The sequence below is a fragment of the Pigmentiphaga sp. YJ18 genome, from assembly GCF_038066655.1.
GTDB lineage: Bacteria > Pseudomonadota > Gammaproteobacteria > Burkholderiales > Burkholderiaceae_B > Pigmentiphaga.
Map to the genome: position 1 here is coordinate 724,572 of NZ_JBBUKU010000002.1, position 16,629 is coordinate 741,200.

At 66.8% G+C, this 16,629-nt stretch carries 15 protein-coding genes and 2 tRNA genes; 9 read left to right on the forward strand and 8 right to left on the reverse strand.

Annotated elements, in window-relative coordinates; translation table 11 throughout:
* The 5 genes from lexA to WKR98_RS17210 form a co-directional block, all read left to right on the forward strand.
* Window positions 1–487: transcriptional repressor LexA (lexA, locus tag WKR98_RS17190; RefSeq protein WP_341434181.1), on the forward strand; the 487-nt coding region annotated here is incomplete at its 5' end.
* Between the two features lie 21 nt (window positions 488–508).
* Window positions 509–1,378 carry a hypothetical protein gene (locus tag WKR98_RS17195; protein ID WP_124689488.1) on the forward strand — a complete coding sequence of 290 codons (870 nt, stop codon included), beginning with the start codon at window positions 509–511 and terminating at the stop codon, window positions 1,376–1,378.
* A 238-nt stretch (window positions 1,379–1,616) separates the two neighbouring features.
* The gene (locus tag WKR98_RS17200; RefSeq protein WP_124689487.1) at window positions 1,617–2,024 is read left to right on the forward strand and encodes a hypothetical protein; all 408 of its coding nucleotides are present in this window, start codon (window positions 1,617–1,619) and stop codon (window positions 2,022–2,024) included.
* Between the two features lie 16 nt (window positions 2,025–2,040).
* Window positions 2,041–2,484: a hypothetical protein gene (locus tag WKR98_RS17205; protein WP_341434182.1), complete on the forward strand. Its 444-nt coding sequence runs from the start codon at window positions 2,041–2,043 to the stop codon at window positions 2,482–2,484.
* A gap of 16 nt (window positions 2,485–2,500) precedes the next feature.
* A complete protein-coding gene (locus tag WKR98_RS17210; RefSeq protein ID WP_341434183.1) occupies window positions 2,501–2,929 on the forward strand; it encodes a hypothetical protein in 429 nt (142 codons plus the stop codon).
* A gap of 9 nt (window positions 2,930–2,938) precedes the next feature.
* Here WKR98_RS17210 and rlmB read toward each other — a convergent pair whose 3' ends face one another.
* Complete coding sequence (rlmB, locus tag WKR98_RS17215) at window positions 2,939–3,679, reverse strand: 23S rRNA (guanosine(2251)-2'-O)-methyltransferase RlmB (protein ID WP_124689484.1); 741 nt, start codon at window positions 3,677–3,679, stop codon at window positions 2,939–2,941.
* Window positions 3,680–3,775: 96 nt separating this feature from the next.
* A complete protein-coding gene (gene rnr / locus WKR98_RS17220) occupies window positions 3,776–6,226 on the reverse strand; it encodes a ribonuclease R (RefSeq protein ID WP_341434184.1) in 2,451 nt (816 codons plus the stop codon).
* A 114-nt stretch (window positions 6,227–6,340) separates the two neighbouring features.
* Between rnr and WKR98_RS17225 the strand changes: the two genes are divergently transcribed.
* Window positions 6,341–6,425 (forward strand) — tRNA-Leu (locus WKR98_RS17225).
* Window positions 6,426–6,498: 73 nt separating this feature from the next.
* Window positions 6,499–6,583, forward strand: a tRNA-Leu gene (locus tag WKR98_RS17230).
* Between the two features lie 64 nt (window positions 6,584–6,647).
* Here the strand turns inward: WKR98_RS17230 and WKR98_RS17235 are convergent.
* Together WKR98_RS17235 and WKR98_RS17240 are read right to left on the reverse strand one after the other, a co-directional pair.
* Window positions 6,648–7,625, reverse strand: a complete 978-nt coding sequence (locus WKR98_RS17235) for a Bug family tripartite tricarboxylate transporter substrate binding protein (RefSeq protein ID WP_124689482.1) — start codon at window positions 7,623–7,625, stop codon at window positions 6,648–6,650.
* Between the two features lie 29 nt (window positions 7,626–7,654).
* The gene (locus WKR98_RS17240) at window positions 7,655–8,851 is read right to left on the reverse strand and encodes a CaiB/BaiF CoA transferase family protein (protein ID WP_124689481.1); all 1,197 of its coding nucleotides are present in this window, start codon (window positions 8,849–8,851) and stop codon (window positions 7,655–7,657) included.
* Window positions 8,852–9,017: 166 nt separating this feature from the next.
* Between WKR98_RS17240 and prpR the strand changes: the two genes are divergently transcribed.
* On the forward strand, window positions 9,018–10,985 hold the full coding sequence (gene prpR / locus WKR98_RS17245; RefSeq protein WP_341434185.1) for a propionate catabolism operon regulatory protein PrpR: 1,968 nt from the start codon (window positions 9,018–9,020) through the stop codon (window positions 10,983–10,985).
* On the opposite strand, the gene WKR98_RS17250 is transcribed toward prpR, so the two are convergent.
* From WKR98_RS17250 to WKR98_RS17265, 4 genes are all read right to left on the reverse strand, one after another.
* Window positions 10,951–11,418, reverse strand: coding sequence for a universal stress protein (locus WKR98_RS17250; protein WP_124689479.1), 468 nt, complete (start codon window positions 11,416–11,418; stop codon window positions 10,951–10,953). The two genes, prpR and WKR98_RS17250, sit on opposite strands and share 35 nt — an antisense overlap.
* Before the next feature lie 160 nt (window positions 11,419–11,578).
* On the reverse strand, window positions 11,579–12,115 hold the full coding sequence (locus WKR98_RS17255; RefSeq protein ID WP_124689478.1) for a phosphoribosyltransferase: 537 nt from the start codon (window positions 12,113–12,115) through the stop codon (window positions 11,579–11,581).
* Window positions 12,116–12,178: 63 nt separating this feature from the next.
* Window positions 12,179–13,474: an adenylosuccinate synthase gene (locus WKR98_RS17260; protein WP_124689477.1), complete on the reverse strand. Its 1,296-nt coding sequence runs from the start codon at window positions 13,472–13,474 to the stop codon at window positions 12,179–12,181.
* A 38-nt stretch (window positions 13,475–13,512) separates the two neighbouring features.
* On the reverse strand, window positions 13,513–14,703 hold the full coding sequence (locus WKR98_RS17265) for an ATP phosphoribosyltransferase regulatory subunit (protein WP_124689476.1): 1,191 nt from the start codon (window positions 14,701–14,703) through the stop codon (window positions 13,513–13,515).
* 372 nt (window positions 14,704–15,075) lie between these two features.
* On the opposite strand from WKR98_RS17265, the gene WKR98_RS17270 reads away from it, so the two are divergent.
* Complete coding sequence (locus tag WKR98_RS17270; RefSeq protein WP_238160391.1) at window positions 15,076–16,614, forward strand: UbiD family decarboxylase; 1,539 nt, start codon at window positions 15,076–15,078, stop codon at window positions 16,612–16,614.
* Window positions 16,615–16,629 lie beyond the last annotated feature (15 nt).

The window sequence follows — 16,629 nt, forward strand, 5'->3', positions numbered from 1 at the left end:
GCTCGAATTGTCTGCGGGCACGTCCCGCGGGATACGGCTGAAAGATCCGGTCGTGGCCGAACCGCCGCTCCAGCTCACGCATCCCGTGCTGGCGCAGCTCGTCCTGCCGCTGGTGGGCCGGGTCGCGGCCGGCAGCCCCATCCTGGCCACCGAACATATCGACAAGGAAATCGGCGTCGACGAGGCCCTGTTCTCGCAACGGCCCGACTACCTGCTCAAGGTACGCGGCAACAGCATGCGCGACGCCGGCATCCTCGACGGCGACCTGCTGGCGGTCAAGAAAGCCGCCCAGGCCCGCGACGGGCAGATCATCGTGGCCCGCCTGGGCGACGACGTCACCGTCAAGGAACTGCGCTACACCGAAACCGGCCTGAGCCTGCTGCCGGCCAATCCCGACTTCCAACCCATCGAAGTCGATCGCGAGCGCGACGATTTCGCGCTCGAGGGCATCGCGGTCGGCCTGATCCGGGCCGGCCTGGTGCATTGAAGACCTAGACGGACGACCATCATGAAACACAGCACGCCCAGCTCCAGTCTTTCCAGCGGATTCCCCGCGCTCGACGCCACCCTGCCCCAGGCCGGATGGCCCGTCGGCGCACTGACCGAAATCCTGGTCCCGCGCGTCGGGCATGGTGAATTGAACCTGCTCGGCCCGCTGCTGAGCCGGCTCACCAAGGCCGGCCGCACCGTGGCACTGCTGGTGCCGCCCTATTTGTCCTACGCGCCCGCACTGATCCAGCACGGCGTCTCGCTGGAATGCGTCAAGCTCGTGCGCACCGACCATCCCCTGGATGGCCTGGACCAACTGGAGTCCGGCGTGCGGGCGGGCGAGTTCGCCGCGCTGGTCGCCATCCTGCCCCCTGATCATGCGGCTGCGCAATCCGAAAGTACCGTCCGCCGGCTGTACATGGCCGCGCGGCTGTCCGGGTGCCCCGCCTTCCTGTTCCATACCTGCAGCACGCCCGCCACGACCTCGGCATCCCAATTGCGGCTGCTGGCGGACATGAGCCAGCCCGGCCAGATCCGGCTCCAGCGCATCGCCCCCATTGCCGAAGGCAGCGAAGGCGCGGTCACGCTGGACATCGGCCAGCAAACGGCGCGCGCGGGGTTCAAACCGGGGTTCAAGCGTGCGGCCGGACTTGCCGTGGCGGGAACGCACACGCGCTCCGCCGAGGAAACGGACACGCATGGCACCGACGCGGATACGCTGCCGGCGCAACGACCCGCCACCCCGCGTACCGGACAACATGGACCGCACGCCAAGCCGGCCCCGGCGAATCGCAGCCCATGGCCTTTCAAGCAGCGTCGCGGCGCTGGCAGCAGCCGCGGCTATCCGTCCGCGCTGGCACTGCTGTTTTCTCGCGGCTGGAACGCCTGAGTCTCTCCACGGTACTCGCGGCAGAACCGACTGCCGCGGTGCCCTCGCCCCGATGCTCCATTGCCCACGAATTTCAAAATCTCGTGGGCTTTTTTACGTCTTGCAGGCACGACGGCACCCGTTCGGAAGGTGTTGTAACCCAGCCATAACCCCCCGTTTGGAGTATGTATTTTTTCGTACTCATTGCTAGGCTGGTTGCTCCATTCCACTCGCTGCGCCAACCCCGGAAGAGGCCATCATGCAAGCGAAATCCCACGTCATTCACGCCCTCGCGGTACTTGCCACGGCTGCGGCCGCATCGGTCTGGTGCGCCAGCGCGATCGCGCAAAGCGGATCGATCGGAGGCTCGGGTTCGGGCTCGGGTTCGGACGGCCCCCGCGCCGTCGAGGAACAGTCCGCCGCGATCAGCTACAGCTCTCGCGCGGCGGCCTGTGCTCGGGCCAAGTCCCGCGCCTCGGAGTTCGCCCAGCGCAAGAGCAACTTCAAGGACATCAGCCTGGGCGCCTGCGACTGCTCCTCCACCAAGACCAAGCCGTGGCAGCCGGCATTGCAGGCTCAATACGCGATGGAAACAGGCATGCCCCCTCCCACAGGTCCTGTCGACACCCACGAATGCACGGTCACCGCCCGCATTTCGTTCAAATAGCCGCCAGAGGCCAGCCATGAAGACACGCGGGCAAATCAGGGGCCGAGCAACGGCGGCAATGGCCGGTCTGATCGCATGGGCGGCATGCTGGCCGGCTTATGCCTTTAGCGATTCAGATCCACTTCAGCTGAAATGCGTGGGGGAAAGAAGCGATGGCTTCAAGACCCATATATTCATAAACATCGGCGGAAGGTTCGAGATCAGGAACCGATCCAATGAATTGGTTTATGACATACGGAAAGACAATGGCTATGGAACCCCCGGCGACTACTCTCAAGACTACGAAGTCCTGTCCGAAAGAATCGTTTTCCACAGCAGGCTGATCAGCAACAGAAGAATGTACACCGGAGGGGAAATCAATAGAAAAACCGGCCGAATAAGCATTGAAACCACGGAGATGGCTAACAACTTCAGCGGCGTATGCAGCGTGGGAAGCTATGTCCCGGACACCAAGTTTTGAATTCCGCCCTGACAAAATGAAAAAACACCATCTCCTGAGCCTGAGCCTGGTCCTGACCGCATCCGCTTTTTCTCCCGGGCTGGCGGCGCAAAGCATGATCCTGCTGAAATGCGAACAAACCGCGGCCAACGATGCGGCGTTGAAATGGACGTCATCCCTGGAAGTCAACGTCCAGGAAAAGAAATTGACCTACGATGGCCAGGTCCTGCAACTAGGCAGGAAGACCGAGCGAACCGATGTCAAGAACGGAGAAAACCTGCGCTGGGAATACAGCATCACCGAATGGTCCGATAGCGGAATCGCCTGGGAATTCCGGTTCTATATCAATGGAGTATATAAACCAGAACCGACGCGCTACCGCCTGGACAGGATCAGCGGCAAGTTGAGCGGGCCCCATTCCAGCGGCCCGTGCCGGAGGATCGAGGCATCCGAGAAATTGTTCTAGAGCCGAAGCCTACTTCGCTCCCCGTTGCCTGAGCGTCTCGTACATGCAGACGGCCGACGCCACGCTGACGTTCAGGCTTTCCACGGACCCTTGCATGGGAATCCGGACCAGTTGATCGCAGGTCTCGCGGGTCAGGCGGCGCATGCCCTCGCCTTCGGCCCCCATGACCCAGGCAATGGGCTGGCGAGCGTCCACGTCGTACATGGTCTCGGTGGCTTCGTCGTCGGTACCGACCACCCAGACGCCGCGCTCTTTCAGGCTGCGCAGCGTCCGTGCCAGATTGGTCACGGTCAGGTAGGGAACGCTGTCGGCGGCGCCGCAGGCCACGCGCTGGACCGTCGTGTTCAGGCCCACGGCCCGGTCGCGGGGAGCGACCACGGCATGGACGCCGGCCCCGTCCGCGGTTCTCAGGCAAGCCCCCAGGTTGTGCGGATCGGTGACGCCATCCAGCACCAGCAGAAAGGCCGGGCCCTCGGCATCGTCCAGGACCTCGTCGACATCCATCGCCAATTCGAGCGACTCCGCCAGCGCGACCACGCCCTGGTGGCGCTGTCCCTTGGCCAGCCCGTCCAGGCGCGTCTGCGCCACGGGATGCACCTTGCATCCGGCGGCCTGGGCCTGTTCGACCAGCGTCAGCATGCGCCGGTCGCGGCGCGCTTCTTCGACGTAGATATCCTTGATCGACCCCGGTGCATGGCGCAGCCGTGCGGCCACCGCGTGGAATCCGACCAAAACCTGGCTAGCTGCCATCTTTCACCCCAACATGAATGCTTGCCGCTGCGCGGCGGCAAAAACGACGCGGCGCTGCCCCAGGCAGCGCCGCAATGCCGTTATTAGACCAGAGATTCAGTGCCGCTTGCCGCGACCGTGTTTGGCCGCCGCGCGTTTGCCGCTGCGCGCGCTGGTGGGCTTCTCCGGGGCCGTATGCTTCTTGGGCGCGGCCTTCTTGCCCTTGGGCATCTTGGACATGTCGGTCAGCAGCACGGCCTTGGGCTTGGCCGGCTTGCGTTCGGGCGCGGGGGCGCTGTCACGCTTGATGGCCTTGCGCAGCCCTTCGTAGGTCACGCCCTTGACCAGCTTGAATTCGATGCGGCGGGCCTCGAGGTCGACGCGTGCCACCTGTACCTGCACCTTGTCGGTCAGGCGATAGCGCATGCCCGTGCGTTCGCCGCGCAGCTCGTGCAGGCCGTCGTTGAACTGGAAGTACTCCGCGCCCAGCTCGGACACGTGCACCAGCCCTTCCACGTGGAGTTCGTCCAGCGTGACGAACACGCCGAAAGGCGCGACGCCGGTGACCGTGCCGCTGAAGACGTCGCCCACGTGCTCGCGCATGTACCAGCACTTGAGCCAGGCCTCGACGTCGCGCGAGGCATCGTCGGCACGGCGTTCATTGGCCGAGCAGAACAGGCCCAGTTTTTCCCACAGCGCGTGCTCCTGTTCCTTGGCCGTGCCCGGCATGACCGGCATGTCTTCCAGCGCGTTGGGCACGTAGCGCTTGCCATGCAGCAGCGCCTTGATCACGCGGTGGGTAAGCAGGTCGGGATAGCGCCGGATGGGCGAGGTGAAGTGGGCATAGGCCGGGTAGGCCAGGCCGAAGTGGCCGGCGTTGTCCGGGCTGTACATGGCCTGCTGCATGGACCGCAGCGCCATGGTCTGCAACAGCGGCGCATCCGGCCGGTTCTTGGCGCTGGCCAGCAGCGCCGAATAATCGGCCGCGGCCGGCTTGTCGCCGCCGCCCAGCGACAGGCCGAGCGTTTTCAGGAAATCGCGCAGAGCCTGGAGTTTTTCCGGGGTGGGCCCTTCGTGGATACGGAACAGGCCCGGATGCTTGCTGCGCTCCATGAAGTCCGCGGCGCAGGTATTGGCGGCCAGCATGCATTCTTCGATCAGCTTGTGGGCGTCGTTACGCACGTAGGGAACGATGCTCTGGATGCGGCCCAGTTCGTTGCAGACGATCTTGGTCTCGACCGTGTCGAAATCGATCGCGCCCCGCTTCTCGCGGGCCTGCGCCAGCAACTGGTACAGCGCATACAGGTCCTGGATCTGCGGCAGCACGTTCGCATGTTTGCGGGCGGCCGGGCCGTCGGGCTGCTGCAGCGCTGCCCACACCTCGGTATAGGTGGTGCGCGCGTGCGAGTGCATGACGGCGTTGTAGAACTGGTAGGCCTGGACCGTGCCGCCCTTGGCGCCCGTGGCGGGGATCACCATGTCGCACACCAGCACCAGCCGATCGACGTTGGGATTCAGCGAGCACAGGCCGTTGGAGAGCTTCTCCGGCAGCATGGGGATGACCTTGCGCGGGAAGTACACGCTGGTGCTGCGCTCCAGCGCGTCGGCGTCCAGCGCATCGCCAGGCGTCACGTAGTGCGCCACGTCGGCGATGGCGACGATCAGCCGCCACCCTGCCCGCTTGCGCGTTCCCGTGCCCAGCTCCACCCGCTCGCAATAGACCGCGTCGTCGAAATCGCGCGCGTCCTCGCCGTCGATGGTGATCAGCGGCACGTCGCGCAGGTCGTAGCGGCCGGCCAGGTCGCCCTTGACCACCTCGGAAGGCAGGCGCTCGGCGCGCGCCAGCGCCTTGGCCGAGAATTCGTGCGGGACGTCGAACTTGCGGACGGCGATCTCGATTTCCATTCCGGGATCGTCGATCTCGCCCAGGATCTCGACCACGCGGCCCAGCGGCTGCGTATGCCGGGTCGGTTGCTCGATGATCTCGACCGTGACGACCTGGCCGTGCTGCGCCTGGCCGGTTTCGCCGGGCGGCACGAGGATGTCGTGCTTGATCCGCTGGTCCTCGGGCACGACCAGCGCCAGGCCGCGTTCGTTCAGGAAGCGCCCCACCAGTTTGTTGGTGCGCCGCTCCAGGACCTCGACGATGGTGCCCTCGGGCTTGCCGCGGTAGTCGCTGCCGGCCGGCCGCACCAGCACGCGGTCGCCGTGGAGGACTTTCAGCATTTCCTTGGGCGGCAGGAACAGGTCGTTCTGGCCGTCGTCGCGGATCAGAAAGCCGAAGCCGTCGCGATGCCCCTGCACGCGGCCCGCGATGAAGTCGAGCTTGGTCGACAACAACAGCGCGCCCTTGCGGTTTTGCATCAACTGGCCATCGCGCTCCATGGCCGCGAGCCGGCGCTCGAACCCCACGCTGCCCGGGTCCACACCCAGTCGACGTGCCAGTTCCGCCGGAGCGATGGGGGCATTCGCCTCTCGCAGCAATCCCAGGATTTGCTCGCGAGTGGGCACGTCGGGATCGAAGTCCGCGGGCGTGGAGGGAAGGTTGTTATGGGATCGAGTTGTCAAAGTGTCAGGTTCTCTTTATAATGCGCAGCTTCTGTTGCTACTGCCCCGCATGCAACGGTACACGCAAGGAATAACTTGAGTTTACCGCAGCAAATGTTAGGTAGTTGCGACAATGCCCAGATGGCGGAATTGGTAGACGCACTAGTTTCAGGTACTAGCGCTTAGCGGCGTGGAGGTTCGAGTCCTCTTCTGGGCACCAGTTCTTTGGCAGGCGCAAGCCTTCCAGATAGTTGGAATACCCGCTCAAAGGGTTATTTTAGTTGTGCAGCAGTGCCCAGGTGGCGGAATTGGTAGACGCACTAGTTTCAGGTACTAGCGCTTAACGGCGTGGAGGTTCGAGTCCTCTCCTGGGCACCACTGATAAGCAAAACCCCGCAACTCCAGTTGGCGGGGTTTTTTGTTGCCTGCCGGCATCAGCGCCTCAATCGATGCGGATGTTGGCCGCTTTCACCACGTCGGCGTACTTGCGCAGATCGGCCTCGATCTGGCCGCGGAATTCCGCCGGCGTATTGCCCGACGCGACGATGCCCAGCCCCGCCAGGCGTTCCTTGACCTCGGGCTGGAACACCACGGCGCGGATCTCCCGCTGCAGGCGGTCGACGATCGCGGCCGGCGTGCCCGCCGGCGCCAGGATGCCTATCCACGACGTCACCTCGAAGCCCGGCACCGTCTCGGCCACCGTGGGCACGTCCGGCAGCGACGCCAGGCGCTGCGCGCTGGACACCGCCACGGCGCGCATCTGGCCGCGCTGGATGAAGGGATACGCCCCCGCCACCGCCGTGTAGAGCATGGGCAGCGTCCCGCCGACCACGTCGGCCATGGCCTGGCCGCCCCCCTTGTAGGGAATATGGACGAAATTGGCGCCGGTGCGCACCTTCAATAACTCGCCTGCCAGGTGCGGCGTGCTGCCGGTGCCCGCGCTGCCGTACGAGACGCCGGCCGGGTTGCGCTTGGAATAGGCGACCAGCGACGCGAAATCGGTTGCCGGCAGCGAAGGATGGGTCACGATGACCAGCGCGGCATCGCCGATCTTGCTGACGGGAGCCAGGTCGCGCAAGGTGTCGAACGGCACCTTGGCATAGACGTGCGGGTTGATGACCAGCGTGCCGTCGAAGCCGACCACCAGCGTGTAGCCATCGGGCGCGGCCGTGGCCGCGAGCTGGGTGCCGATGTTGCCCGAGGCGCCGGGCTTGTTCTCGACCATCACCTGCTGGCCCAGGCGGTGGCTCAGGTGCTCGGCCACGATGCGGGCGCCGGTGTCGGTCACGCCCCCGGGCGCGAAGGGCACGATCAGCCGGATCGGCTTGCTGGGGTAGTCCTGGGCGCGGACGCCGCCGGCCGCCAGGCACAGCGCGGCCAGCACGGGTGCGCAAAGCGCGGATGACCATCGTATCGCCATGTTGTCTCCTCCTTGGTTTGATCTTGTCGTCAGCCTATCGCGCCCTGCCCGCGCAGGCTGGCCAGCCGGTCCGGCGCATAGCCCAGCCAGTCGCCCAGCACGGCGTCGGTCTGGGCGCCCAGCCGCGGCGGCGCGCCGAAAGATGCCGGTGCCGCGCCCGAGAGCTTGACCGGATTGCCCGGCATGCGCAGCGACGTTCCGTCGGGCAGCGGCACCTCGGCCACCATGTTCCGCGCCACGACCTGGGGGTCGGCCAGCGCCTGCGCGAAGTCGTTGACCGGGCCGCAGGGAATGCGGGCGGCCTCCAGCCGCGCGAGCCAGTGGGCGGTGGGCTGCTTGCGCAGCTCCTCCGAGATGATCTCGTCGATGCGCGCCTTGTCGGCGAAGCGCACCGGCTGCTGGAGATACTCGGGCCGCCGCAGTTCGGGCACGTCGATGAAGTCCACGAAGCGCTCGAAGAAGGCGTCGCCGATGCAGGCGATGATGATGTGGCCATCCGCGGTCGGATAGCAGTTGTAGGGCACGTGCACGAAGTGGCCGTTGCCTATGCCTTCGGGAACCTGGCCGGACATGAAGTACATCGTGGCCATGTAGTTCAGCAGCGAGACCTGCACGTCCAGCATGGCGATGTCGACGTGCTGTCCCCTGCCCGTCTGCTCGCGCTCGACCAGGGCCGCCAGCACGCCTATCGCGCCGAAGGTGCCGCCGCCCAGGTCGCCAATGGGGATGCCGCTGCGTATCGGCCCCGTGGCCGGCGTGCCGGTGATCGACATGCCGCCCCCCATGGCCTGCACCACCTGGTCGAACGCGGGCCGCTGCGTGGCCGGCCCGGTCTGCCCGAATCCCGTCACCGAGCAGGTGACGATGCGCGGGTTGACCTTGGCCAGCGACGCATGGTCGATGCCCAGCCTTTCGGTCACTCCCACGCTGAAGTTGTCGAACACCACGTCGGCGCGCCGCACCAGGTCCAGGAAGACCTCGCGGCCCGCCGGCTGCTTCAGGTCGACGCAGACGCTTTCCTTGTTCCGGTTGAGGGTGACGTAGTAGGCGCCCATGCCGTCGCGCGAATGCTGCGGATCGTTCTCGAGCAGCCGGCGCGTGCCTTCGCCCTTCCCCGGAGGTTCGACCTTGATGGTGCGCGCGCCCAGGTCGGCCAGCAGCATGGTGCCGTAGGGCCCGGAAAGCATGTGGGTCAAGTCCAGCACGGTAATGTGTTCGAGGGCCAATCCGCTATCTCCTTGAAGACGATGCCGGGACGGTGCAATCCCCGTGCCACCTGCGAACTCCGCGGCAAGGCCTTGATTCATCGGCGTTTTCCCGGTCTGGCGACTTTGTCCGGACGTTTCATGGAACAATCATGGAACAGACAGGACGTCTTACCAAGACACGATCATGCTTCCCCTTTCCTCGCCTCCCCCGGGCCTGCCGCGCCTGTGTTTCGTCAGCTACCGGCACATTCGCGAACTGGCCATGCCGGTCGTTGCCGAATATGCGCAGCGGGCGCGGATCGAGGTCGTCGACGCCACCTTCGGCGACGCCCTGGCCCTGGCGCAGGACCGGGTCGAGCGCGGCATGGCCGACGCCTTCGTCAGCGCCGGCTCGAACGCAGCCATCCTGCGGGCCGGCCTGCAGGCGCCGGTGGCCACCATCCACCTGGGCGGCTTCGACCTGCTGCAGGCGCTGATCCAGGCACGCCGGATCGCCGACCGCGTCGGCGTGGTGATGTACGGCCAGACCATACCCGAGCTGGACGACGTCAAGGATCTGCTCAACATCGGCATCAGCCAGCACGCCTACCGTACGCCGGACGACGCCCGGCTTCGCTTCGAGACGCTGCGCCGGGAGGGATACCAGGTCATCGTCGGCTCCAGCCTGGTGGTGGAACTGGCCGAGCAGGCCGGGCTGCGGGGCCTGCTGGCCTATTCCCTGGCCAGCATCCGCAAGGGCTTCGACGATGCCCTGGAACTGGCCAGGGTCGCGCGCCTGGAGGCCGGCCGCTACGAACAGTTGCACAGCGTGCTGCACAACCTGCAGGAAGCGGTGGTCGCGGTCGACCGCGAAGACCGCATCATCGCCATCAACCCGCCCATGCGGCAATTGCTCGGCAAGCCCGACGCGCTGCTGCGGGGACGGCCGCTGGGCGAACTCGAGCCGGCGCTGTCCCTGCGTGCCACGCTGGCCAGCGGCCGCCAGGAACGGGCCATCGCGCTGCGCTTCGGGCAGCGCGACTGGGTGGTCGACCGCACCCTGATACGGGAACATGGGGACATCGTGGGGGCGGCGCTGACGCTGCACGACGCCAGCGCCATCCAGGCGGCCGACGCCAGCCTGCGCATCCTGCAGCGGCGCCAGCAGCACACGGCCCGCCACACTTTCTCCAGCCTGGCCGGCGGCAGCCAGGCCATGCGCACGGCCGTCGCCAGCGCCCACCGCTACGCCCGCACGGACCTGGGCGTGTTGATCACCGGCGAAAGCGGCGTCGGCAAGGAACTGTTCGCCCAGGCCATCCACAACGAAAGCCGGCGGGCCGGGCGCCCCTTCGTCGCCGTCAACTGCGCGTCCTTTCCGGAGTCGCTGCTGGAAAGCGAACTGTTCGGCTACGAGGAAGGCGCCTTCACCGGTTCGCGGCGCGGCGGCAAGTGCGGCCTGTTCGAGGCGGCCCATACCGGCACCCTGTTCCTGGACGAGATCGGCGACATGCCCATGCCGCTCCAGACAAGGCTGCTGCGCGTGCTGCAGGAACGGGAAGTCATGCGCCTGGGCGCGACCGCGCCGCTGCCCATCGACGTGCGCGTGGTCGCCGCCACGCATCAACCGCTGGAAGCGCTGATCGAACAGGGCCGGTTCCGGCGCGACCTGTACTACCGCCTCAACATCCTGCGGCTGGCCCTGCCCGCGCTGCGCGAACGCCGGGAAGACATTCCCGTCCTCATCCTGCCCATGGCCGACCGCTGCCTGAAGCGCCTGGGTTCATCCCTGGACGCCGCCGTCGCGCTGGCGCCGTGGATGGACGCGCTGCGCCGCTACCACTGGCCCGGCAACGTCCGCGAGCTGGAGAACCTGGCGGAGCGGATCGCGGTCACGCTGGCGCAGTATGCCGATGCGCGCGACATCCCGCTCGATGCACTGGCCCATGACTGTCCGGAATTGTTCGCCTCGGGAGCCGGCCCGACCGTGGAACGGCCGCTGGCACAGCGCGTACGCGCTGCGCTGGACCAGGCGGGAGGCCGGCGCGCCGAGGCGGCCCGCCTGCTGGGCGTCAGCCGTTCGACGCTGTGGCGGTGGCTGGCCGAGCTGGAGGCCTGCGCGGATACGGCCGCGGAGCCTAGCCCGCCGCGATCGATGGCCGGGCCTGCCTGACCAGCATCACCGGCACCGCCGAAAGTCGCACCACCTGCTCGGCATCGCTGCCTATCAGCACGCGGTCGACGCCCCGCCGGCCATGGGTTCCCATGACGATGGCGTCCACGCCGTCCTTGGCCGCCTGGGCGGCGATCAATTCCGAGGCCCGGGTGCCGCGGCTTTCCAGCAGTACGGTGTCCACTTCGATGCCCTGCGACTCGATCTCGGCCCGGGTCTCGTCCAGCAGGTCCTGGCCCGCCTTCAGGAACATGGGGCGCACCTCCCTGATGTAGACCGCAGGGCTGGGCCGGCCCCAGATATGTTCGAGTTCGTCCACGACGTGCAGGAGTTCTATCCTGGCGCCGCTCAGGCGCGCCAGCATCACGGCTTCCTCCAGGGCCAGGCGGGACGTGGCGCTGCCGTCGATGGGAACGAGTAGCTTCTGATACATGGTTGCTCCTGTCGACCGGACGTCGTAGGCGGCCTGCAGTCGTTCATGCTACGCCGGGTTTATTGCACACACCTTGAGTCAGATCAATCGCCGCGGCCTGAAACAAGAAAGCCCGGCCGGGATGGCTCCCGACCGGGCTTTCGTGGAACGCCGGCGGCGATCAGTCGCTCTTGCCCTTGCGCACCCAGGCCTCGAGCTGATACGGCCGGATGCTGTCGTAGTCCTCGAAGGGCTGGTGTATCCACGGATTCGTCGGCAGTTTCTGCACGTAGTAGTCCGGCACCACCTTGGAGTGCCCCTTGAACCACAGCACGGCCGTGCGCATTTCCGTGATCGCCGAGAACTGCTGCAGCAGGTGCTGGTGCACGCGGTCGAAGGTCACGCCGGTGTCGACCATGTCGTCCACCAGCAGCACCTTGCCTTCCAGCGTGCCGCGCGTGATCGTGATGAACTGCGCGATGTCCAGCCGCCCCTGCTCGGTGCCCGCCGCCTCGCGGTAGCTGCTGGTGGCCAGGATGCCCAGCGGCACGTCGTAGATGCGCGACAGCACGTCGCCCACGCGCATTCCGCCGCGGGCCAGGCAGACGATCTGGTCGAACTTCCAGCCCGACTGGTGGACCTGCAGGCCCAGTTGCTCGATGAGTTGGTTGTAGCGGTCCCAGCTGATCCAGAGATCTTTGTCGGTATCTTGCTGCATGGTGTCCGGATACTGCAAAAAAGCCCCGGATCAACCGGGGCGCCAGGATGAGTAAGGAGCCGATCAGGCCTTGAAGGGATGCCGCAGCACGACGGTTTCGGTGCGGTCCGGACCGGTCGACACCAGGTCGATCGGCACGCCGCAGACTTCGGCCATCCGCTCCAGGTAGCGACGGGCATTGACCGGAAGTTTATCGTATTCGGTCACGCCCACGGTGGACTCGCTCCAGCCCGGCATTTCCTCCAGGACGGGCTCGCTGCTGGCCACGGCCGCCGCCCCGTAGGGCAGGACGTCGCGGAATTCGCCGTTGACGCGATAGCCCACGCCCAGCTTGATGGTTTCCAGGCCGTCCAGCACGTCCAGCTTGGTGATGCACAGGCCGGAGATGCCGTTCAGGCGGATCGAGCGCTTGAGCGCGGCGCCGTCGAACCAGCCGCAGCGGCGCGGCCGGCCGGTGACCGAGCCGAATTCCTTGCCTACCGAGGCCAGGCGGGCGCCGATGTCGTCGTCCAGCTCGGTCGGGAACGGGCCCGACCCGACGCGGGTGGCATAGGCCTTGGTGATGCCCAGCACGTACTCGAGCTTCTGCGGTCCGACGCCCGAGCCCGCCGAGGCCGCGCCGGCCACGCAGTTGCTGCTGGTGACGTAGGGATAGGTGCCGTGGTCCACGTCCAGCAGCGCGCCCTGCGCGCCTTCGAACAGCAGCTTCTGGCCACCCGCCGAGGCTTCGTACAGCGCGTTGGCCACGTCGGCCACCATGGGCTTGAGCACCGGCGCCAGCGCCATGGCCTGGTCGCGCACCTGCGCGGCATCCACGGCCTGGGCGCCCAGGTACTGGGTCAGCACGAAGTTGTGATAGTCCAGGGCCTCTTCCAGCTTGGCGTCGAAGGAGGCCGGGTCGTACAGGTCCTGGACGCGGATGGCGCGACGCGCGACCTTGTCCTCGTAGGCGGGGCCGATGCCGCGGCCGGTCGTGCCGATCTTGCCGGCGCCCTTGCGGGCCTCGCGCGCCTGGTCGACGGCGACGTGGTACGGCAGGATCAGCGGGCAGGCCTCGGACACGCGAAGGCGGGCGCGCACCTCGACGCCGGCGGCCTCGAGTTCCTCGATCTCGCGCAGCAGCGCTTCGGGCGACAGCACCACGCCGTTGCCGATGTAGCAGGTCATGCCGGGGTGCATGATGCCCGAGGGGATCAGGCGCAGGATGGTCTTCTTGCCGGCGATCCACAGGGTATGGCCCGCATTGTGGCCGCCCTGGAAGCGCACCACCCCTTGGGCGGACTCCGCCAGCCAGTCGACGATCTTGCCTTTGCCTTCGTCACCCCACTGGGTGCCGATAACCACGACGTTGTTAGCCATGTTGCTTCTGCTTCTCTAAATTCCGCCCGCGACGGGCGTCAGATTGCGGTGGATGGGGATGGCCGGGCGGCCTCGGCGCTGGCCAGGGATTCGACCCGCCAGGCGCCATTGCGCAGCACCAGCTCGTGATCGCAGATGAATTCCTGCTGATCGTGTTCATGTCCGGGCAGTATCTGGACCACGATCTGGCCGGCGGCGCGCAGCGCGCGCACGGCCTCCGCCAGATCGGGCTCGAGACCCCACGGGGCGCGGACTGCGGAACTCGCGGTGGCGGGCGCGAGCAGCCCCGCCAGTTCGCGCAGGTCCAGGCTGAAACCGGTGGCCGGGCGTGCCCGTCCGAATACCCTGCCGACGTCGTCGTAGCGGCCGCCGCGCACCACCGCGTTGGGCCAGCCGCCGCAGTAGACGGCGAAGACCACGCCGGTGTGATAGTTGAAGCTGCGCACGTCGGCCAGGTCGATGCCGATGTCCACGCCCGGCAGCGCCTTGGCCAGCGCGGCCAGCATGTCCAGCGCCTGGCTGATCCGGGGCAGCGCCGGCAGCGCCGCGCGGGCCTTCTCCAGCACGTCCAGTTCGCCGTACAGCGTCGGCAGCACCTGCAGCGCCTGGGCGGTGGCCGGCGCCAGCGCGGGGCCGAGCGCCGCCAGCCCGGGAACGTCCTTCTCGCGCAGCAGGTTGAAGATCTCGTCGGCGCGGGCGGCGGCGGCCGGGTCGGTTTCCAGCAGCGCGCGCACTACGTCCAGGTGGCTGAGGTCGACCCGGTAATCGGCCACCCCCGCGCGCCGGACGCTTTCCAGCGCCAGTTGCAGGACTTCGATGTCGGCCTCGGGACCGGCGTGGCCATACAGCTCGGCGCCGATCTGCAGCGGCTCGCGCGTGGCCCAGAGGCCGCGCGGCAAGGTGTGCAGCACGCTTCCGCAATAGCACAGGCGGGTGGTGCCTGCCCGATTGAGCAGGTGCGCGTCGATGCGCGTCACCTGGGGCGTCATGTCGGCCCGGATGCCGAGCGAACGGCCCGACATCTGGTCCACCAGTTTGAAGGTGTGCAGGTCCATGTCGCCTCCGCTGGCCGACAGCAGCGAGTCGAGGTACTCCACCAACGGCGGCATGACGAGCTCATAGCCATAGGTGCGATACAGGTCCAGCAACAAGCGGCGCAATTCTTCTATGCGCCGGGCCTCGGCCGGCAGGATATCTGCCAGGCTTTCGGGCAACAGCCATTTGCCCATGCGGGGATCTCGCAAACGATTCAATGAAAACGATGGACGAAAAAAAAGCGGCTGCGGGTATGCACACGTGCAAGCCCATCAACCGCTTCTTCCAAGCTGGGGTTGTCCGATTCGCACCAATTTGGTGCAGTGACTAATTCGGACGTACCTCTTGGCTTACACGCTATTGTCCGCTCGAATCACGACAAAATCAAGCTTGCGTGGCGCGCGGCCGACGCATTGTTCGCGTTCTTCTATCACGTCATCCAAATGTTTTGCTTACTTCCCTGGGTAGGGTGCATTTAAATAACGCGGCAGCCTGGACCGATGGGCAGCGCCGCGACAGCGGCGGCCCACAGGTTCTTTTTCCCGGACCCGCAATCGGAGACCGCCGTGCCTTCGCCTTCCCCCGCCCTGCCCGACCTGGACGCCTTCCGTCTCAGGCGTTTCCTGGAATCCCTGGACGAGGGCGCCTTTCTGCGCCAGCCCGAAGCGGCGCTGCGCGACATTGCCGCCATCCTGGAACAAAGCCCCAAGGCGGTTCTGATCGAACGCCCGGGCGACTCGGACATCCCCCTGTGCGGCAACGCCGCCGGCAGCCGTGAACGGCTTGCCCTGGCCTTCTCCACTACGCCGGCCGACCTGCCCGCCGAAGTGACCCGCCGGCTGCGCAACCGGCCCGAATTCGTCGAAATCCCCGCGTCCCAGGCCCCCGTCCAGCAGGTCGTCCTGCAAGGCGACGAGTGCGACCTGACCCAGCTGCCCGTCCACCTGCAGCATGGCCTGGACGGTGCGCCCTATATTTCCGCCTCCATCGACTTCACCCGCGACCCGGACACCGGCTGGACCAACGTGGGCGTGCGCCGCCTCATGCTGCGCGGCCGCCGCACCGCCGGGATAGACCTGGTCGCGCCGTCGGACCTGCGCGCCCTGTACCTGAAACAGGCCGGCCGCGGCCAGCGCATGCCGATCGCCTTCGCGGTGGGCTCGAACCCCATCGACCACATCGCCGCCACCATGCGCATCCCCGGCGACGAACTGGGTCTGCTCTCGAGCCTGCGGGGCGCGCCGCTGCCCGTGGTCAAGTGCGTGACCAACGACCTGATGGTGCCGGCCGACGCGGAATTCATCATCGAAGGCTATCTGGACGAAGCCGGCCACGTCGAGCCCGAAGGCCCCTATGGCGAGTTCCTGGGCTATTACGGCGTGGTCAAGAAGAACCCGCTGTTCCACGTGACCGCCATCACGCGCCGGCGCGACGCCGTGTTCCAGACCGCCACCATCAGCGGCCCCAACATGGCGTGGACCGATACCGCGCAGTTGAACGCGCTGCGCACCGAAGTGATGATCTGGCGCGCGCTCGAGACCGCGGTGCGCGAAGTCCGCGGCGTCTTCGCCGCGCCGGCCAACGGCGGCATGTTCAACGTGCGCATCGCCTTGCAGCAGCGCGTGCCGGGCGAAGCCCGCAACGCCATCGCCGCGGTGTTCGGCTCGCTCTCGAACGTCAAGCACGTGTTCGTGGTCGACCCGGACATCGACATTTTCTCGGACGCGCAGATGGACTGGGCCCTGGGCACGCGATTCCAGGCGGATCGCGACCTGGTGATCCAGACCGGCATGCGCGCCATGCCGCTGGATCCGTCGCTCAACGGCGCCCGCACGGGCGCCAAGGCGGGCTTCGACCTGACCCTGCCCCTGCTCGCCCCGGGTGCGCAACGCCCCCTGGATTACCGGGTTCCCGCCGCGCCGCGCTACGAGGGCGCCCGCTTCGCCTCGATCGAAGCGGCGCTGGAGGACGGCCCCAAGTACTTCGAGGAACTGATGGCCGCGACCGGCAGCAACGACGGCCGGGAGATCGTGCGCTGGCTGGAGGATACGGCCGGCAAGCGCCCCTTGGCCCGGGACGAAGAAGGCCGCTACCACTTCCGCTGATTTCCCACGGCAAAC

What these genes read in the sequence shown, in the direction of transcription:
- WKR98_RS17195 (WP_124689488.1), top strand. Translation starts at nt 509, where the DNA reads ATGAAACACAGCACGCCCAGCTCCAGTCTTTCCAGCGGATTCCCCGCG.
- WKR98_RS17200 (WP_124689487.1), top strand. Translation starts at nt 1,617, where the DNA reads ATGCAAGCGAAATCCCACGTCATTCACGCCCTCGCGGTACTTGCCACG.
- WKR98_RS17205 (WP_341434182.1), top strand. Translation starts at nt 2,041, where the DNA reads ATGAAGACACGCGGGCAAATCAGGGGCCGAGCAACGGCGGCAATGGCC.
- WKR98_RS17210 (WP_341434183.1), top strand. Translation starts at nt 2,501, where the DNA reads ATGAAAAAACACCATCTCCTGAGCCTGAGCCTGGTCCTGACCGCATCC.
- rlmB (WP_124689484.1), bottom strand. Translation starts at nt 3,679, where the DNA reads ATGGCAGCTAGCCAGGTTTTGGTCGGATTCCACGCGGTGGCCGCACGG.
- WKR98_RS17235 (WP_124689482.1), bottom strand. Translation starts at nt 7,625, where the DNA reads ATGGCGATACGATGGTCATCCGCGCTTTGCGCACCCGTGCTGGCCGCG.
- prpR (WP_341434185.1), top strand. Translation starts at nt 9,018, where the DNA reads ATGCTTCCCCTTTCCTCGCCTCCCCCGGGCCTGCCGCGCCTGTGTTTC.
- WKR98_RS17250 (WP_124689479.1), bottom strand. Translation starts at nt 11,418, where the DNA reads ATGTATCAGAAGCTACTCGTTCCCATCGACGGCAGCGCCACGTCCCGC.
- WKR98_RS17255 (WP_124689478.1), bottom strand. Translation starts at nt 12,115, where the DNA reads ATGCAGCAAGATACCGACAAAGATCTCTGGATCAGCTGGGACCGCTAC.
- WKR98_RS17260 (WP_124689477.1), bottom strand. Translation starts at nt 13,474, where the DNA reads ATGGCTAACAACGTCGTGGTTATCGGCACCCAGTGGGGTGACGAAGGC.
- WKR98_RS17265 (WP_124689476.1), bottom strand. Translation starts at nt 14,703, where the DNA reads ATGGGCAAATGGCTGTTGCCCGAAAGCCTGGCAGATATCCTGCCGGCC.